The following is a 17,534-nucleotide window of genomic DNA, read 5'->3' as shown; positions in this document are numbered from 1 at the left end:
TAGCGACACAAATTTCTATAACCCTTCTTTATTTTACAAAAGTCAAGACGACTTCTATATTCTTCAGCAAATAACAATAAAATTTCCCTGCATATTAGGTTAATTTTTAATTATACACAAAAGAAATAAATATATAATAGAAATTCATTATATCACCTCTATTCATCCTTTCACCACTCCTATACAGAATATAACACATTAATTACAAAACGATTAACACACTAAAACTCCTCCTTTCAAAACAATACGTAGCTACTTCTCTACTGACTGCATCACCCAATATTCATCACAGAAATAACAACACTCCACAATGCAGACTAGAAACACAAAGGTAAAAAACAGACTAAAATTCATATTTCGCCCTAATTTCTCTATTTTTCCGAGTATACAAAATCGGGGTCGTCGGCTTGTGGTCGGCATATGATAGGCATTTGGTCGGCTTAAAAATATTGTTTTAAGCTGACCACATACCCAGCACTAGCCTAGCATACTGGAAACATAGTGAGCTAAACATATCGTATTTTACACCTATTGTATCTTAAATAGCACACATTGCACTACTTATCTGTAAATAAAAAGTAGGTAATCAAGAAAATTATATACTTAAAAAAGGGATAAAATTGACACGCTAAACTGTCTAGAAAGGAGGCAAACACTAAAATAATGTAATACTAGTATCTGTCTGAATAAAACGATTTTATGATCTGTTCTCCTAATTTTAGGATGTGATCCTCCCTTATACAATGTCACACTAGGCTTCCTAATACGAACGAAATTTCAAAAACTACAAATACTATTAGCTCTGTATATCGAGTAAATAATCATGAAAAAACAGCCATAAAAAAAGTCGATTAAACGCAATGTTATTGCGTTTAATCGACTTTGAATATATTTATATACTGTGTACTAGAACTTCAAATAGGCTCCTATCTGAAATGTATTATTACGCATATAATCCGAATCATCATATCGACTACTATAGTGATACTCATCAGCAGATGCATTAATACTCACTATACCAGGCATCCAGCGAGCTTCTATCCCGATGCGCTTGGTAATATCGATACCGATACCGAGGTTAAGTGTTAAGTCAATAGGAGTGACATTATACTTACTGCTATTTGTTGCTATAGCTAAACCAGGTCCTGCTTGTAAATTAATCTTACCAAAATAGAATTTATTAATCACGTTAATGTCTATGTAACTAAGTTTTAATTCATCTGCATCTCGCTGATACGGATCATAATGTGGATTATTATTTGTTCCTTTCACTCCTTGACGTGAGTATATCAGCTCAGGTTGTAATTCATAAAATCTAGCAAAACGAATAGGCAATTGTATCCCTGCGTAAAAATCAGTGCGATAATCTCCACCTATATTAGTTACATTACTAATACTCCAACCACCGCGTATACCGGGATTAAGTATCTTTCTTTTCTCTTTAGCATAAGACTGACTTACCCCCATGACTATTAAAAGTGTAAGTAATAGTTTTTTCATAATTATAGTGTGTTTATAGTAGCCAAAAGAGATTAGAATCTAAAGTAAGCTCCTACTTGAAGTATATTGTTGCGCATTTCGCCATTATCACTATCATAGTAATAATCATTAATACCAATCAGACCAGGCATCCAGCGAGCTTCTATCCCGATGCGCTTGGTAATATCAATACCGACACCTAAATTAATAGTTAGGTCTACTGGGGTCATTTCTGATACGTTATTATGAGCTTGGATGGCAATACCTGGTCCTACCTGAAGATTCAATCGACCAAAGTGAAACTTATTAATCACATTGATATCAATATACCCCATTTTTAAATCAACTGAACGACCATGTCCATTCTCATAATAGATTCTGTCAACGATATTATCTGCCCCTTGACGAGAGTACACTAATTCTGGTTGAAGCGAATAAAACTTAGCTAAGCGTATAGGAAGTTGCACCCCTACATAGAAGTTTGTACGGGAGTCCCCCCCAGAGTTTACAACACTGCTAAAGTTCCATCCTCCACGAACACCAGGCGTTAGTATTCTTTGTTTCTTTTGTGCATAAGACTGACTTATACCCATGATTAATAAAAGTGTAAGTAATAGTTTTTTCATAATTATAGTATCTGTGTGGTTCATACTTCTTATTTACTCATCAGTCATAGGGGTAAGTATTATACGCATCGGAAAATTGTAATGTTCTATCGATAAGATAGGCTTATCATTCTCTGATTGTACATAATTATATGATACTTTAGCTTTCTTCGGTGTACCATAGACTAGGCGAGAAACTCTGCCTAAGGCATTGTCCCAAAACACTACAGTCTCTAACTTATTATACCTTCCTAAGAAGACTGTATCGCCTTCTCTTAGACTAAGTTTCTTCACAGGTAACTGAACAGCAGTAAACAACTGAAAATCTTTAGCTAAGATATTTAATATTAGCTTCTTATTTATATCACTCATCACATAATTAACAGCATATTTATCCGAATAAATAGAAAAATCAAATAATGTGTTTCCAAAATCAGAAGTCATAACCACTCTGTGCTGATTCTCATCCATGCGCTTAACCACTAAGAGCCCACTTAGTTCGTGTTTAAACACTGTCATATTTGCCCTAAAGATGTGTTCTTCACCTAGGGTAGCAAAATAGTTATTCTCGATAACACTCTCCTGAGTAATAAAGCTATCTGTATAAATACCATCGAGCTTAATACTTTTACACGATACCGCTAAAAGGCTACACAGACTAATTAGTAAAACTCGAATCATTTAGTTTGATATTCGTTTTCTTATTCTTAAATACGATGCGTGTGTAGTCATCCGAAGGCTCCACTAACTTCACTTCAGATACAGTACTCTGCCCTTCATCGAAGTATAAAACGATTTGTGAGATATACTGAGATATATCTTTACTTAGAGGGATAAGCTTCGCTATACTGCGTTTATTATCTCTGAAATAAGAAATTTTAAACTCCTTTTCATCAAACATATTCCCACTGATACTGCCTACAATAAGGTTATTGATCTTAGCGAACTTCTTGTTATTTCCTATATCTACCTTGTTTTTCTTGCCTTGATCATTGATGCTTATTTTATTGTCTTTAAAGGCAATGCTGTACTCAAACGGCGTACTGTATTTCCACAGTAGCTTATTAGGCACTTGTAATAGCATTTCACCTTTTGACTCGATGTCTTTTGACATAAAGCTCATGTGCTTATACTGCGTAAAGTCTGTAGATAAGCTTGTTATTTCTTTGGTTTTAGAGACAACCTCTTTCTTAAATGAAGCAATCTCAGCTTGACTCATTGCTTTTTCTTGTGCCAATGAGACTGTTGTCATCACCAGTAAAAACAATGTACTTAATACCTTTTTCATACGTTTAATCATTTAATAATTGGTCTAGAGTGACCATCTCATATCCCTGTTTAGTCAGTTCGATAAGCAGTAGCTCTAGCGCCTGTACACTCTTATCTGTCGTATCGTGTAGTAAGATAATAGCTCCAGGTCTAATCTTGTGTTTTATACGTTCAAAAATACGTTGTTCTGTTTCAATAACGGTATCTAAAGACCGAATATTCCATCCTGCTATTTTATAAGTTGTTCTAGCCAAGGCTTTGGCGATATTAGGATTAGTCACCCCAAAAGGAGGTCTGTACCACCTCGGTCTAATACCGGTGGTATCTACTATCGTCTGTTCTGCTGTTATTATCTCTTGATAAACCTCATCTGCTGAGAGAAACCCCATACGTGTAGTGTGTGTCTGGGTATGGTTGCCAATAAGATGACCTTGTGCTAACACCTGTAGAAGAATGTCAGGATGCTGTGCTACTTGATTGCCAATGCAAAAGAAAGTTGCTTTTGCCTTATACTGTGTCAATAATTCAAGTACTTTAGGAGTGAATAGGGTAGGACCATCATCAAAGGTAAGGGCTATGCGCTTGCGCTTCTCCTGTTTTTGATGAGATACAGCCTTTGTAAACACGTTTAATCTCATATCAAATGCACCCCAAGCAAGTAAGCCTATCCAAAGCACTCCACCTAAGATAAACCACCAACTGCGAACTGAATCTGTAAAAATAAGAATAACAACTACTGTGGAATACAAGATTCCAAAGAAGTTGATACGTTTAAATCTCAGCATTTTCTAAGTAAAGTTAAACTGTGGTCTTTTCCGTCAAACTGATTATACACTAAAACATACGTTATCGACTTGGACTCACCTGTGCTAAATAGTTGTTGGTATTTAAGCATTTCGCAGGCATTTAAAAGACCAAATGCCGAAGCAGTATGATACTCTCCACTAAACTCTTTGAACGTCTCTACGGCGCTATTTGCACACGTAGTTTGCGCATGTAAGTAATAATCTCCATCGTTCGAAGTCAGATTACTACCCAGTACTAAAACGTCAATCTGCTCAGTAGTTAAGTTATTTCGAGACAAGAAGCTTTCGATAAAGTCTTGTACTGAATCTATTCTGTTGCAAATATCTGTGTCGACAATCTCCGCATAAGACTGCTCAGACTGCTGCTTATCTAATACTAAGAAAGTAGCTCCCTCCCCATAGTTAACCCCTTTAGAGAATATCTCTTCTGGTGTATTTATCTTCTTCGCCAATTGAAGAAATCTCATCGTAATATCTCCTATCTCATCTACACCTCCGATTAAAGCATTATTTAACTCACCTGACTGTATCTGTAAAATACCGTCCAAAAGAGCAGACTCAAAAGAAGTATTTTGATGTACATAAGTAAAGTTATATCCCATACACTGTAGCTGTAGAGCTATCTGCCCACCTACTGTATTATGGGTAGATTGAATAAACGAAGTAGGAGTAAGGTAACTCTCGTTGTTCTCTAACATCGTAGATAAAAACTTCTCAGAGTCTATCAGACACCCTAATCCTGTGCCAGTAATCACAGCATCAGGTATCGTTATATTAGCCTCTTCTAATGCGGTATGTGAAGCGAATATCCCCATCTTCACCCCCTTAGCCATACGTCTAATCATCCCAGCAGGGATAAGATCTCTATAAGAAGGTTGTTTCGCTAGATTAATACCCTGAGACACCTGTGTTAAAGATGTAGCTTTAAAGTTTCTAGATCCCTCTTGACAAGAGACAGACCCTAGTCCATTTACATACACTTTCATAGCTTAGATTTTAGAGAATATAACAGTCGAACAATTACCTCCAAAACCAAAAGAATTTGATAATACAGTATTAATCTCTTTGTGCATTAGAGTAGTCTGTGGTCTTATCGAAAGTTCTTCCATTGGAGTAACGAAGTTTTGGTTCGGAAATACTACACCATGTGTCATTGCAAGTATACTATATACCGATTCTATAGCTCCTGCTGCTGCAAGAGTATGCCCTGTATAGGGCTTTGTAGAGCTAAACATAGGCATATCATCTTCGAATATGCGTTGCATCGCTCTTCCTTCTGATAAATCGTTGTTCGGAGTAGCCGTGCCATGAGCATTGATATAGTCTATTTGTTTAGGAGATAGATTAGCCATTTTTAATGCCTTTTGCATCGCTAAGTAAGCACCTTCACCATTCTCTGATGAGGCTGTCTGATGGTATGCATCATTGGCATTAGCATATCCACTTACTACACCTAGTATAGTTCTACCGTCTGCTATAGCGATATCTTCACACTCTAGTACTAAATAAGCCGCAGCTTCTCCAAGATTTAATCCTTTTCGATTCTGATCAAATGGCGTATTGTATCCATCCGTAAGAATCATCAAAGTATTAAACCCATTGACTGTAAACTTAGACAATGCATCAGTACCTCCTACGATGACACGGTCTAGCTTACCAGCTTTGAGCAATCTAGATCCTTGCATAATCGCATTCGCAGCAGAAGAACACGCAGTACTAATCGTAGTCACTAATCCGTGAAGTCCTAAATAATCTGCTATCTTCTCTGTGGAATCTCCAGCACCCTGCGTATCAATATACTTTCTACTCTCTACTTTAGTCTCAAATTCGTGAAAGAACTTCTCTGTATAATCCATCCCCCCCACAGAAGTAGAAGATATCAATCCCGTCTTACGGTCATTGATATCTCGTATTCCTGCATTGGCAATAGCCTCTCTAGCTGCATACGCTCCTAGTAAAGCTGTGCGCGTATAATTATTATCACTGCTCAATCCTAATGCAGTAATTAATTCTTCAGTAGTCATTTTGACTTCACCTACTTTAATTACTCCACGGTGAATAGAATCGAATAAAGTCAGTTCATCTATACCAGATTGACCTGAAATAAGGGCATTGTAGTTCTCTTCGACAGTATTACCTATCGCAGAGATAATTCCCATACCTGTAATAACGATACGCTTCTGCATAGCAAATTATTTAGTTCTGTTAGCAGCAATATATGTTGCCATTGTTTCAACTGACTGGAAGATACTGCGTCCTTCTTTTGGATCACTTAACTTAATCCCGTAATCTTTGTCCATTAATACAATTAATTCCAAAGCATCAATAGAGTCTAACCCTAGACCATCACCAAATAGTGGATCGTTATCTTGGATATCTTCCACTGCAATATCTTCTAAGTTTAATACTTCAATGATTTTTCCTTTTAATTCAATCTTTAAATCTTTCATTATATCTTATATATTTCTTTAATATTCTCTTTTGTGTGTTCTATTTTTCCTTCTTGTTGAGGTTCTACGACATACCCAAAGAACTGATACGTTCCTTCTAAATACTCTACCCAAGCACAGACAACCTTCTTCGCTCTATTAGTCTCTAGTAAATACGATGCTTGTGCATACATCAAATCAATATCGAAACGAGGCGAAATAAAAAACGTGTTCTCTGACTGTAGTTTATGTCTTATACTAACCTCTGCCAAACATATATTAGCCAATGTATAGACAAATACGGCAGGGCTAGGATAGAAGTTATCTCTGTCAACTATAGTCTCACTGTGTTTCAAGTCTGTATCTAGACTAGAACTAGCATTGCTAAACAACAGTGCAATATCATGGGTCGGTTTTTCAAATACCTCATCCATCAATAAACATTCTGCTCCAATAAACGCTAGCTTACTCATCGGATCCATTTTGAAAAACTTCGAATAATCTATTTCATTTGCTTTATAATATGCCTTAACAAAGGCAGCAAAGTCACCTTTATCTCCAGTAAATACGACTTTATCATTAAGGCTAACTACTTCGTCTGATACAGTACACCATTTGCTGATGCTATATTTATATTGTTCAGTCATATTTAATTTCGTTTAGCAATTAATAAAGCAGTATTAGACCCCCCAAAACCAGACGCTGTCTTCAAGGCAATATTTAAAGGTAATGTACTCTTCGTCGTAATCATATTCAAGACTCTAGATACACCTGATACTTCATAACCTCTAGAGACAACCAATTGATTGTGCAGCATACTTTCTATCACCATCACAAGTTCTAACAGTCCTGCAGCTCCTAGTGTATGTCCAAAATACCCTTTCAGACTATGAATAGGTGTAGTAGCCAAAGCACATCTATCAAAAGCGATAGACTCCATCTCATCGTTATAGTTAGTCGCTGTACCATGAGCAGATACTAAATCAACTTGCTCAGCTGTAATACCCGCTTCTCGCAATGCTCCTTGTATACTTAGATACAGTCCTTCTCCTGTACGTGAAGGGCCTGATATATGGTTTGCATCTGCTATAGAAGCTTCTCCTATCACTTCGAATGCTACTGTGTGCTCCTTGTGCTCTGATGATAAATGTATCGCTGCTGTAGCTTCACCTAGTGTAACTCCTTTTCGAGTAACATCAAAAGGTCTACATGGCTCATCACTCATCGCCTGAAAACTATTGAAGCCAGATACTACAAATGGCGTTAATTCATCCCCTGCTAGAATATAAGCATCGTCGCATTCTCCCATCTGTATCATTCTCTTACCGACTGACACTGCCAAGATACCCGATACACAAGCATTACAAACGACAATAGGTAGTGTACTAAATCCAAACAAATCTGCTATGCGCTGTATCATCACATTGATATCTGCACCTGTAGCACCTGTATGAGCTAGGTCGCTAATATTACCTTTAGTCGTAGCTAGAATCAGCTGTGACTTAGCAGAAGGTTTTTTTTTGTCTATAATAGGCTTAAGTGCAAGGATAAGCATCTTCTCTAAGCGTGTATATACACCTGATATATTCAGCTTACTCCACTGTACTTCTATACTAGTATCCTCTATCTGACCTGCATAGATATCCTCTATAAAGCCAAGTTGTTTGACTTTCTTTATTCCTGATCGACCTTCTTGTATTCCTTGCCATGTTAATTGCTTATCAGCGCCTACACTACTCAGACAAGAAGTAGATGTGATATATACTTTCTTCATATTACAACAAACCTACTGTTCTTTTCCACTCCTCATAAAAAGCAGGCAACTGCAAAGACAAGTTCCCTTCTTTATCTAAAAATACCTGTACGGTTTCGCCTGTACAGACTATTTCATCCTTCTGATTAAATATCTTAAATCTGAATATAATCTTAGCCGCCTGTGTATTGATATAACTCGTTTCTATACGCAATACATCCCCATACTTTACTGTTAGCTTATGTGAACAAGATGAAGATACAATAGGTGTCACATACCCATTATCAATAGCGTCTAAGTACGATATCTTATACTTGCGACCGAATGCTTCTCGACCATCCTCAAAATAGGTTAGATAGTTTCCATGCCACACAATACCTAAAGCATCCGTCTCATTAAAACGAACCCTTACTTCTGTTATCTCCACTAACGGAGATACTTCGTTATAAAGATCTTTTTTTCTTATCATAAAACAGAGCAATTAAAAGTATTAATAATGAGAACAAAAGTAGCAAAATAATCATATAGCGTGCTTGCCATAAGCCTCCATCCCTTAGTAGGATAGTATAGTACCCTTCTAATGCCCAATTCATAGGTGAGGCACTAGCGATATACTGCATAAAACTTGGCATCACAAATGTAGGTACCCATACACCACTCACTGCTGCAAGTATAACTACAAATGTAGCTCCAAAAGGAGAGGACTGCTCTTGTGTCTTAGCTATTATCCCTAACAATACACCTAGGGACACTGCAGCTAATCCTGAAAACAGTGTAACAATAGTAAGTCCAAATAGAGTATTACTAAACTCAAATGAAGCTAAACCTATCATCGGAAAGAAATACTTACCTACTAAAATGATAAGGTAAAACTGCAATAAACATATGGTTAAATAAGTAAATACCTTTCCTCCTAAAGTAACGATAGGTGAGGTAGGCATGGTATATAATCTAATATTTGTTCCTTGATTCTTTTCTTTGACAATATTCATCGCTAAGGGTACGATGATAAAGAAAATAGCAAATAGACTCCATGCAGGTACATTGTGTTGTACTGCATTTGGGATTTTATTAAACTCCTCATCTTTAGGCGCTATTTCTTTGAAGCTAATTAAGCTCTCCTGAGCGAATAATTCTTGTGGTTCTGAACTCTCGCTCAACTGAGTTGCAAAAGCACTGTATATCGTCTTATTCTCTATCGTAGCAACTATCTTATCAATTGCTCCTTTAATCCCTTCCTTAAAAGAAGTCTGTAGAGCAGGGTCAAAGTATAATTTAACTTCCTTCGGTGTGAATGTCTCTTGCGTACTAAGCGAATCTCCATCCATAAAGTGTGCGACTACGCGATTAACATTACTATCTATGCGTTCTGTTAAACTACTACTTAGATGCTCAGGAATTACGATAGCCAACTGATATTGCCCTTTAAGTACAGCTTCTCTTGCTCCTTGTTCTGTCAAAGGCCTATTGTTCATCTCACTAATAAACTCAAATGTACCAGACTGTTTTACTTCAGTGATTAGCTTATTAGATATCTCGCCTTTATCATTATCAACCAATAGAATTTCCATCTTTTGGTTAGTGATGTTCTCATAGGTGTTATTCTGAATTAAGGTAACTGTAATTACCAAAAATACAGGCATCACAAAGAGTATTGCCAATCCACCAAAGTCGCGAATCAACAACAAGAATTCCTTGCGTATGGTCATCCACAGTTTATACATCATCTCTTAAATTCGTTCCTGTTAGAGATAAAAAAGCTTGCTCTAAAGTCTCTGTATTGGTTTGTTCTTTTAATTCTTCACTGGTACCTAGTGCATAGATAGTTCCCTTGTCAATAATAGCAATCTCTGTACACAATTCTTCTACCTCAGCCAGATGATGTGAAGTATATAATATTGTCGTTCCTCCTTGGTGCAGTTGCTTTAAGAAGTCAACAATAACGAGTCTTGATTGTAAGTCTACACCTACTGTTGGTTCATCCAAAAACAAGATACTCGGTTTATGCAATATTCCTGCTATTAGATTAACACGTCGCTTCATTCCACCAGAGAATGTATCAACTCTTTTGTGTTTAAAAGCTTCTAGTCCTAAATAATCAAGGTAGTAATTAATTCTTTCTTTGAGTGCCTTCCCTTTAAGTCCGTACATACTCCCCAAGAAACACAAGTTCTCGTAAGCAGTGAGGGTAGGGTATAAGGCATACTCCTGAGGGACTACACCTATCTGTTGTTTGATAATACTAGCATGTGTACGATATGACAATTCATTAACTAGTAACTTACCTGATGTAGGTTTAATCAAACCACATAACATAGATATCAATGTGGTCTTCCCAGCACCATTAGGCCCTAAGAAACCAAAGAATGTTCCTTTATCAATACAAAGTGTCAAGTCCTTTACAGAAAAGAACTCACTCCCTTCATATTTCTTATAGAGGCATTCGATATCTATTATCTTCTGTTGCATTATATTGCTTTTTTCAATTTTTTAAAGAATTGTTCTTCTCTATCTGCTAAACTTAATAGTTCTTTAGATAGCGCGATATATACATCATCTCCATTCTTTCTCTTCTTGTATACCCGAGCAGCATTAACTGCAAAGTCACGCCAACTATCACCGATAGCAGTCATCTCTTGAGACAATTCTATTAATCTAGTATTGCTGATTTTGTTCCCTGCTTCTTGTAAAAAGGCAGCATAGATAAATCTAAAACCTCCTCCTCCAGTACCAATTTCTTCTTGCATACGCACCATTTGCGCTAAGTAATGATTTGCTTTAGCTCCACCGACCTTCTTAGGCCACTTCACAATAGCTCTTGCTACCATACGCATTCCCTTTACACCAACAATAGGTACAGGAGCAAGCATATCTGTACAAGTCTTTCTGATCGCTTTTTTGATTGCTTTTTCCCAATCTATGGATTGAGGTAGTTCTATAGGATAATAGATTTGTCCTTTAGGAGCAAAAGCCCCTTGTGCAAAACGTACACGCTCTAACTCTTGTGGAGTTAACACTGTCGTACTTTCCATCACAGGGTCACTTACTAAGAACCTTTCATCCTCTTTGCCATAAACAACTAAGTTATGTGCATTAAAATGGAATCTATATTCATCAGGAAAATAAGGTAAGTGATATACACCTACTTGTAATCCACATGGAATCCCTTCTGTTATCTTTTGTTCTAAGACTTGTTGTGCCTTAGCTTTATTAGAAAACTTAATACGCTTTACCTTTAGCCCTAATCGCTTTGCCAAACGATTAAAGATTAGCCCTGGTAAAGGGCGATAACTAATTGCAGGTGCATGATTTACTTTGATAAAAGGTAAATACACATAAAACAGACCAGAACCTAAACCAAAAGCCATTGGTTCGCTAATCTTTATCCCTTGATTAGTTAACAAATTTGAAGCAACACCGTTTTCACAGTGTGCTGATTGATGATGTATAAAATCTACAGTCATAACTTATTCCTTTCCCTTAAATGCTTTTAATTCAGCTACTGTGATACCAAAAGCATCTGCATATCTCTGTAATATCGTATTGCTTAATTTATTAAACACAGTTGGTTTAAAATGTCTTTTGACTCTCCACTTCCACATTGATACATAAGCACATAATGTTTGCATATCCATTCTATTCACTTCCATGTAGTACACAATAGGACTGTAAACACCTTCTATCACTTGCTGTCTCGCTTCATTCACTCTTTCTTCTATTTGAGACAGGGTAGCTTCTTGTACTATTGTTTTAGTTTCCCAACCTGAGCTTAATGCTGTCACATATTCTCCATCATCATTCACAGCATAGCACAGCTCCTTAATATCATTTTCTTTTAGACTACTCTTGTCTTGTGGTACATCAGACTCTTTCATAAGCTATTGTTTTTGTAGAAATAGATTGAGTTCAGCACTCATAATCTCATCCTCTCCTAATAAAGTACTAACCTGCATCACACAGATGACAGTATCTCCTCCATCTATTTTAGAAACCAAAGATCCCTTAGTAATAATCATTTCTCCGACCTTAGGTAGTTTATCTATCTTCACTTTTTTTATCGAACTAATAAAGCCTAGTACACTAACGTTCTCTCTTTCATTATCATTCTCATCAAAGAAAAATGACTGACCAACTATAGCAGCGCAAGTCTGAGCTGCATTCTCTATTAGTGCTACCTCTTGGAGTTCTCCTTTAGTGACGAATAAGTTATCTTCCTTTATTAAAAAAGTAGTACTTACCGTTTTACTCCCTATTTCACTAATGATATCTACCATAAGCATCGGTTCGCGATGAGGTAGATAATTTTGAATACTTACAGATCGAGTAGAACGTCCCATCTATTCTTCTTTAGCTAATACAGTCTTCATCGAACCTGAAGCAATTACTACTCCTTCACAATACGTAACTAATTCTACTAAGGTCACTCCCATAAATTCTTGTAGAATATCAACCTTTGTATATATTGTATCACCTACTTTAGGTAAGTTATGTATATCTATCTTCTTGATAGACCCAATATAGCCAACTGGTGCAGGCTCATTACGCAAATGAAACTGATACCCTGTATGTAGTGCTACAGACTGAGCCATATGTTCAATTATTCCTACCTCTCTCAGCACATCGCTATTTACACACAGATTATGTTCATCTATTGTTAGCCCAGCAGTTATACTAGTCTCAGTATATTCATACAAAGCATCTACCATAACTATTGGTTCACGTTGAGGTATCAACTGTTTGACTAAGTTGCGATCTATTATATCTACTAATTTATCCATCTATACCACTTTTAGATAAGCATATGCATAAGAGAATCTTCCACTCTCTGGAACGGACAACATAATGCGATCACCTGATTTTAATTTACCTGAATTCATCAGTTCTTCTAACATTAGATAAATCGAAGCTGACCCAACGTTACCAACACGCTTAAGGTTCATAAACCATTTGTCTTTTGTTATTTCTATACCTGCTTCAACAAATTTAGTATATAAATTATCTACAAAATAATGTGATGACACATGTGGCAAAAAATAGTCTATTTCGCCTGTTTTGACATCATATTTTTCCATTGCACGTTTCATACTATCCACACCTCTTTCCAAGATATTGTCATTTAGTATCTTCACATCTTGTTTTAAAGAGAATACAGATTCAGTCAACCATTCACTAGAAGAATAATCACTCCAAGGTTTGATAGAACCATCTTCTTGTTTATCTCCTCCAGCATACATACACGCTTCTAATTCATAAGCGTATGAGTAAGCATCCATCCACAATACTTCTAGAGAAGTAGTATCTCTAGGCTTATCCTCTAATAATAAAGCTGCCGCTCCATCAGATAACATCCAGCGCAAAAAGTCTTTTTTAAATGCGATAATAGGAGTCTGTTCCAGTTCCTTTAGATTGTCTATCTCAGCTTCAAAGCGGTCTGCTTTCATCCATGAAGAGACACGTTCAGATCCTGTACAAACAGCATTCTTAGAATTACCAGACTTCACTGACATATAACCAAATTTCAATGCACTCATCCCAGAACAACACACCCCAGAAGCAGAGTTTAGTTCTACTGATTTTGTTTTCATTAGACCATGTACCATAGCTGCATGAGAAGGCAACAAATGATCAGGTGTAGAAGTACCACATGACAATACCTCAATATCCCTTAAGGTAAATTGATTATCACATAATCCTTTTATTGATTCAAATGTCAAATCACTATTGTTATGTGTTACATAGCCATTACTATCAATAGCATAATAACGTTGTTCAATTCCATTGTTACGCAATACAATACGTCTCGCTTTTGATTCTTTATTGTCTATCTTACCTAATTTGGCTTCCATCTGATCATTATCAACAGCTTCATTAGGCAAAAACTTTGCACTTTTTGTTATATATACTTTATTCATAATAGTAACTAATCTATTCCTTGAAAATACTTTTCGTCCTTTTTTATCTTCCAATATTTCAATGGATATAACAAGAGGTGAATCATATGCACGATAGGTGAAATCAACCATATCGCGATAAATAAATAATAATTAAATATCTTTAATAATGTCTTTCTATTTTTACTCTTATAGATTAACGCTGACCATACCTTAAATATTCTATTGGCTTTCTTATCCATAGATACTAAAAAATGCCTAACTTCTACAGCCCCTATATTTACTAGCTCTGTCTGCATACCTTGATAATTTTCTTTAAAAAGATAATTTTTTATAACCGTTCCAAAACGGTTGCTATTCATTATCTCTTCATTTGATATACCTGGTTTAGGCAAAAAGCCCCAGACTCTACGTTGCTTACCACTAAACATCCAATCGACAATCGTAATAACACTTACCAAATTAATATGTCTATCTACAAGTGCTATATTACCAACCAACTGTCCATTGACATCCTTCAATAGTTTTTTCATCTTTTCTTGTGCCATAACCCACATATTACGGCTACCACTCACTGTCACTACAGGAGTATTAGCAAAAATATGCTGTGCATATTCACTCTTTAAAAATGAATTAATCGGAATAGATGGGGAGAGATACCACACTTGATACCCTAATATGATTAAATCATACTTAGTGTTTAATATTTCATCAACAGGAGCAATTACAGGTTGTGCTATCTGTCTAAAAGATTCTGGAAAAACATTAAAGAAATCTTCTTTGTTCCAAGGAAATAAAAAGTCTTGTTCTAACTGTATTTTACAATACGTAATTTCTACATTATCATCTAACTGAATAGGCTCAGTAAGTCTGTCTAAGACACGCTTAAGCTGTCCTGACTGAGAATAATATAAAACAAGTACTTTTTTTTTCATTATTTCTTACTATCTGTATCCCAAAAATCATAGTAATTAAACCACTGTAATGGATACTTCTTTACAATCTGAGTAACACTGTCACAATATGATTTTAATAGATGCTGCGCATCTCTATGTTTTACCTCTGCACGTCTAGTGTACAAATGGTAGTGTAAATTAGCTTCCTTCATCACATATACATACGCAACAGGTACCTTCATACGAGAAGCTATACTAAATGGACCAGCTGGAAATACAGCTTGTTCACCTAAGAATTCCTCTGTCAAGACCTTTGTCCCTGGAAAATATCTATCTCCAGTAAAACAAATGATCTCGTTATTAGACAAACAATTATTAATCTCAAAAATGTGAGACATATCATCTTTCACAATAATAAAATTAAGGTTTGTCTTAATAGATATACTCTCAAAATACTCTTTGATAAATGAGTGCTCTCTATCCGTTGTTACCAAATTTATTTGACATTCAAAATCTATATCTGCAAAGAAATATTCTGCAACCTCAAAATTCCCCACATGAGCACTAATCAGAATTGCTCCCTTTTTTTCTTCTAATAATTGCTTTAATATTTCTATGCCATCAAATTCGTAAGTAAAACGGTTGCGTAAACCTAAAGAGATAGCTGTTTTATCAATAAGTACCTGTCCAAATCTAAAATAACTCATATACATCATCATTACAGATTTCACTATTGAATATCTATGCCTATGATGTAAATAATAGTATAATGACTTATTTGACTTCCATGCTGTTATTAAATAATAAAAAGCTACAAATACTAGAACACTATAAGCTGTTCTAATACCGAGCTTCTTTATACAAAAAACAAATATTCTATATCCTAAAAGTGTCCCTTTAGATTTACCTTGCCATTGTGTCATTTTAATTACTTAGCTGCAACTTTTGTTTCTATAAGTGTATAAAAATCTTGAAATGTTACAATATTTGCAAAATCAGCTTCTACTAACTTTACCCCAAAATTTGACTCTATTAACACAACTAAGTCTACGTAATCTAAACTATCTAAATCAAGACTTTCTTTCAAGTTATTATCATTTGCAATAACATCCTCATCTACTTCAAATTCTTCTATTAAAATTTGATTAATCTTTTCTAAAATCTCTTCGTGATTCATTTCTTACTTTATATTTTTTTAACTACTAATGCTGAATTTGTTCCACCAAATCCAAAAGAATTAGACAAATATATATCAAATTTTTTATCTAAAGTTTGGTTAATTATATTTAATCTACTCGAGTCTTCATCTGGATTTTTAAAATTCAGGTTAGGAGCAATAAAATCGTTATTCATCATTAACGTAGAATACACAATTTCTGAAGCACCTGCCATCCAACATTCATGTCCTGTAAGAGACTTTGTAGAACTCACAGCAGGAGAATATCCTTTAAATACTTCATGGATTGCTTTAGCCTCATTAGCATCTCCTAGTGGAGTAGAAGTAGCATGTGCATTCACATATCCTATTTCATCTATAGCAACTCCTGATTGTACTATAGCTCTATGCATAGCTGTAGCTGGTCCTTCTACGTTAGGTGTAGAAATATGACCTCCATTAGAAGAAAAGCTATATCCCATAACCTCTCCTAGAATAGTAGCTCCTCGCTTCATAGCTGATTCATAACTTTCTAAAATTACTGTCGCACCACCACCACTAGGTACCAAACCATTACGACTACTATCAAATGGTCTAGAAGCCTTATCTGGTGCTACTCCTTCTTCTGCAAACACTCCTAATCCATCAAAACTAGCCATAGCATAAGGGTTAATCTCCTGTGCACCTCCACATATAACGATGTCTTGTAGCCCTCCTTTGATCATTAAGTATCCTAAACCAATAGCATGTGATCCACTAGCACATGCTGCACTAATAGTCATGTTAATACCTTTTAGTTTAAAGATAGTTGATAGATTCATTGTCACTGTAGAATTCATAGATTTGAATATAGCGCCAGAACCTATTAAGGCAGTATCTTTCTTCTCTCTAAAAATATCTGTTGCTTCTATAACAGCCCTAGATACACTGTCATTTCCATAAAGAATACCTACCTCATTCTGCTCTAAATACGCATCTGTAATACCTGCATTCTTCAGTGCTTCCACTGTAGCTACATAAGCATACTCTGTCTCTTCTCCAATAGAAATACGCTGTCTCCTACTCAATTCATTCTTAAGATCTGGACGAGGCACCATACCTGTATAGGCAGATCTAAATCCCTTATCATGACGCTCCTGATCATAAATAATACCTGACTTACCTGTATACAATGATTGCTTTACTTCATCTAAGTTTAATCCTAGACAAGAGTAAATTCCCATACCTGTAATTACTACTCTATTATCCAT

The 17,534-nt window shown here is 35.8% G+C and carries 22 protein-coding genes; all 22 read right to left on the bottom strand.

Annotated features, from left to right (window positions below):
• Positions 1-906: 906 nt before the first annotated feature.
• Genes RT228_RS07725 through RT228_RS07620 form a run of 22 tightly spaced genes read right to left on the bottom strand, consistent with a single transcriptional unit; the run spans position 907 to position 17,534 of the window.
• Positions 907-1,500 (bottom strand): porin family protein, encoded by a 594-nt coding sequence (locus RT228_RS07725; RefSeq protein WP_006257933.1) that lies wholly within the window; start codon positions 1,498-1,500, stop codon positions 907-909.
• Positions 1,501-1,532: 32 nt separating this feature from the next.
• Positions 1,533-2,129, bottom strand: a complete 597-nt coding sequence (locus RT228_RS07720) for a porin family protein (protein ID WP_006260471.1) — start codon at positions 2,127-2,129, stop codon at positions 1,533-1,535.
• A 9-nt stretch (positions 2,130-2,138) separates the two neighbouring features.
• Positions 2,139-2,765: a hypothetical protein gene (locus RT228_RS07715; RefSeq protein ID WP_006260472.1), complete on the bottom strand. Its 627-nt coding sequence runs from the start codon at positions 2,763-2,765 to the stop codon at positions 2,139-2,141.
• On the bottom strand, positions 2,743-3,372 hold the full coding sequence (locus RT228_RS07710; RefSeq protein WP_006257930.1) for an outer membrane lipoprotein carrier protein LolA: 630 nt from the start codon (positions 3,370-3,372) through the stop codon (positions 2,743-2,745). Before RT228_RS07710 ends, RT228_RS07715 begins: the two co-directional genes overlap by 23 nt.
• Before the next feature lie 4 nt (positions 3,373-3,376).
• Entirely contained in the window at positions 3,377-4,138 is a 762-nt protein-coding gene (locus RT228_RS07705) for a polysaccharide deacetylase family protein (protein WP_006260473.1), read from the bottom strand.
• Entirely contained in the window at positions 4,132-5,145 is a 1,014-nt protein-coding gene (locus RT228_RS07700) for a beta-ketoacyl synthase N-terminal-like domain-containing protein (RefSeq protein WP_006260474.1), read from the bottom strand. Before RT228_RS07700 ends, RT228_RS07705 begins: the two co-directional genes overlap by 7 nt.
• Before the next feature lie 3 nt (positions 5,146-5,148).
• A complete protein-coding gene (locus RT228_RS07695; RefSeq protein ID WP_006260475.1) occupies positions 5,149-6,345 on the bottom strand; it encodes a beta-ketoacyl-[acyl-carrier-protein] synthase family protein in 1,197 nt (398 codons plus the stop codon).
• Between the two features lie 6 nt (positions 6,346-6,351).
• On the bottom strand, positions 6,352-6,609 hold the full coding sequence (locus RT228_RS07690; protein WP_006260476.1) for a phosphopantetheine-binding protein: 258 nt from the start codon (positions 6,607-6,609) through the stop codon (positions 6,352-6,354).
• Positions 6,609-7,235 (bottom strand): hypothetical protein, encoded by a 627-nt coding sequence (locus RT228_RS07685; RefSeq protein WP_006260477.1) that lies wholly within the window; start codon positions 7,233-7,235, stop codon positions 6,609-6,611. Before RT228_RS07685 ends, RT228_RS07690 begins: the two co-directional genes overlap by 1 nt.
• A gap of 2 nt (positions 7,236-7,237) precedes the next feature.
• Positions 7,238-8,362: a beta-ketoacyl synthase N-terminal-like domain-containing protein gene (locus tag RT228_RS07680; protein WP_006260478.1), complete on the bottom strand. Its 1,125-nt coding sequence runs from the start codon at positions 8,360-8,362 to the stop codon at positions 7,238-7,240.
• Between the two features lies 1 nt (position 8,363).
• Positions 8,364-8,810 (bottom strand): acyl-CoA thioesterase, encoded by a 447-nt coding sequence (locus RT228_RS07675; protein WP_006257923.1) that lies wholly within the window; start codon positions 8,808-8,810, stop codon positions 8,364-8,366.
• The gene (locus RT228_RS07670; protein ID WP_082213976.1) at positions 8,785-10,050 is read right to left on the bottom strand and encodes an ABC transporter permease; all 1,266 of its coding nucleotides are present in this window, start codon (positions 10,048-10,050) and stop codon (positions 8,785-8,787) included. Before RT228_RS07670 ends, RT228_RS07675 begins: the two co-directional genes overlap by 26 nt.
• 7 nt (positions 10,051-10,057) lie before the next feature.
• Entirely contained in the window at positions 10,058-10,810 is a 753-nt protein-coding gene (locus RT228_RS07665; protein ID WP_006260480.1) for an ABC transporter ATP-binding protein, read from the bottom strand.
• Complete coding sequence (locus RT228_RS07660) at positions 10,810-11,805, bottom strand: BtrH N-terminal domain-containing protein (RefSeq protein WP_006260481.1); 996 nt, start codon at positions 11,803-11,805, stop codon at positions 10,810-10,812. Before RT228_RS07660 ends, RT228_RS07665 begins: the two co-directional genes overlap by 1 nt.
• A gap of 3 nt (positions 11,806-11,808) precedes the next feature.
• Positions 11,809-12,216 (bottom strand): hypothetical protein, encoded by a 408-nt coding sequence (locus tag RT228_RS07655; RefSeq protein ID WP_006260482.1) that lies wholly within the window; start codon positions 12,214-12,216, stop codon positions 11,809-11,811.
• A gap of 3 nt (positions 12,217-12,219) precedes the next feature.
• Positions 12,220-12,678 carry a hypothetical protein gene (locus tag RT228_RS07650; protein WP_006257918.1) on the bottom strand — a complete coding sequence of 153 codons (459 nt, stop codon included), beginning with the start codon at positions 12,676-12,678 and terminating at the stop codon, positions 12,220-12,222.
• A complete protein-coding gene (locus RT228_RS07645) occupies positions 12,679-13,119 on the bottom strand; it encodes a hypothetical protein (protein WP_006257917.1) in 441 nt (146 codons plus the stop codon). It abuts the gene before it with no gap.
• Positions 13,120-14,253: a beta-ketoacyl-ACP synthase III gene (locus tag RT228_RS07640; RefSeq protein WP_006257916.1), complete on the bottom strand. Its 1,134-nt coding sequence runs from the start codon at positions 14,251-14,253 to the stop codon at positions 13,120-13,122.
• A gap of 8 nt (positions 14,254-14,261) precedes the next feature.
• Complete coding sequence (locus RT228_RS07635) at positions 14,262-15,167, bottom strand: flavodoxin (protein WP_006257915.1); 906 nt, start codon at positions 15,165-15,167, stop codon at positions 14,262-14,264.
• Positions 15,167-16,051, bottom strand: coding sequence for a lipid A biosynthesis acyltransferase (locus tag RT228_RS07630; protein WP_006257914.1), 885 nt, complete (start codon positions 16,049-16,051; stop codon positions 15,167-15,169). Before RT228_RS07630 ends, RT228_RS07635 begins: the two co-directional genes overlap by 1 nt.
• A 5-nt stretch (positions 16,052-16,056) precedes the next feature.
• Positions 16,057-16,305, bottom strand: a complete 249-nt coding sequence (locus tag RT228_RS07625) for a phosphopantetheine-binding protein (RefSeq protein WP_006257913.1) — start codon at positions 16,303-16,305, stop codon at positions 16,057-16,059.
• Between the two features lie 8 nt (positions 16,306-16,313).
• Positions 16,314-17,534 carry a beta-ketoacyl-[acyl-carrier-protein] synthase family protein gene (locus tag RT228_RS07620; RefSeq protein ID WP_006260483.1) on the bottom strand — a complete coding sequence of 407 codons (1,221 nt, stop codon included), beginning with the start codon at positions 17,532-17,534 and terminating at the stop codon, positions 16,314-16,316.

It is taken from the genome of Myroides sp. (assembly GCF_032073645.1).
In the GTDB taxonomy this organism is placed as follows: domain Bacteria; phylum Bacteroidota; class Bacteroidia; order Flavobacteriales; family Flavobacteriaceae; genus Flavobacterium; species Flavobacterium odoratimimum.
The sequence above is the reverse complement of the archived record's forward strand: the minus strand, read 5'-3'. Positions and strand labels throughout refer to the sequence as shown.

Coding starts and splice junctions, on each gene's coding strand:
- RT228_RS07705 (WP_006260473.1), bottom strand. CDS start 4,138: ATGCTGAGATTTAAACGTATCAACTTCTTTGGAATCTTGTATTCCACA.
- RT228_RS07710 (WP_006257930.1), bottom strand. CDS start 3,372: ATGAAAAAGGTATTAAGTACATTGTTTTTACTGGTGATGACAACAGTC.
- RT228_RS07675 (WP_006257923.1), bottom strand. CDS start 8,810: ATGATAAGAAAAAAAGATCTTTATAACGAAGTATCTCCGTTAGTGGAG.
- RT228_RS07720 (WP_006260471.1), bottom strand. CDS start 2,129: ATGAACCACACAGATACTATAATTATGAAAAAACTATTACTTACACTT.
- RT228_RS07685 (WP_006260477.1), bottom strand. CDS start 7,235: ATGACTGAACAATATAAATATAGCATCAGCAAATGGTGTACTGTATCA.
- RT228_RS07625 (WP_006257913.1), bottom strand. CDS start 16,305: ATGAATCACGAAGAGATTTTAGAAAAGATTAATCAAATTTTAATAGAA.
- RT228_RS07635 (WP_006257915.1), bottom strand. CDS start 15,167: ATGAAAAAAAAAGTACTTGTTTTATATTATTCTCAGTCAGGACAGCTT.
- RT228_RS07665 (WP_006260480.1), bottom strand. CDS start 10,810: ATGCAACAGAAGATAATAGATATCGAATGCCTCTATAAGAAATATGAA.
- RT228_RS07670 (WP_082213976.1), bottom strand. CDS start 10,050: ATGACCATACGCAAGGAATTCTTGTTGTTGATTCGCGACTTTGGTGGA.
- RT228_RS07660 (WP_006260481.1), bottom strand. CDS start 11,805: ATGACTGTAGATTTTATACATCATCAATCAGCACACTGTGAAAACGGT.
- RT228_RS07630 (WP_006257914.1), bottom strand. CDS start 16,051: ATGACACAATGGCAAGGTAAATCTAAAGGGACACTTTTAGGATATAGA.
- RT228_RS07620 (WP_006260483.1), bottom strand. CDS start 17,534: ATGGATAATAGAGTAGTAATTACAGGTATGGGAATTTACTCTTGTCTA.
- RT228_RS07695 (WP_006260475.1), bottom strand. CDS start 6,345: ATGCAGAAGCGTATCGTTATTACAGGTATGGGAATTATCTCTGCGATA.
- RT228_RS07690 (WP_006260476.1), bottom strand. CDS start 6,609: ATGAAAGATTTAAAGATTGAATTAAAAGGAAAAATCATTGAAGTATTA.
- RT228_RS07715 (WP_006260472.1), bottom strand. CDS start 2,765: ATGATTCGAGTTTTACTAATTAGTCTGTGTAGCCTTTTAGCGGTATCG.
- RT228_RS07680 (WP_006260478.1), bottom strand. CDS start 8,362: ATGAAGAAAGTATATATCACATCTACTTCTTGTCTGAGTAGTGTAGGC.
- RT228_RS07640 (WP_006257916.1), bottom strand. CDS start 14,253: ATGAATAAAGTATATATAACAAAAAGTGCAAAGTTTTTGCCTAATGAA.
- RT228_RS07650 (WP_006257918.1), bottom strand. CDS start 12,678: ATGGGACGTTCTACTCGATCTGTAAGTATTCAAAATTATCTACCTCAT.
- RT228_RS07725 (WP_006257933.1), bottom strand. CDS start 1,500: ATGAAAAAACTATTACTTACACTTTTAATAGTCATGGGGGTAAGTCAG.
- RT228_RS07655 (WP_006260482.1), bottom strand. CDS start 12,216: ATGAAAGAGTCTGATGTACCACAAGACAAGAGTAGTCTAAAAGAAAAT.
- RT228_RS07700 (WP_006260474.1), bottom strand. CDS start 5,145: ATGAAAGTGTATGTAAATGGACTAGGGTCTGTCTCTTGTCAAGAGGGA.
- RT228_RS07645 (WP_006257917.1), bottom strand. CDS start 13,119: ATGGATAAATTAGTAGATATAATAGATCGCAACTTAGTCAAACAGTTG.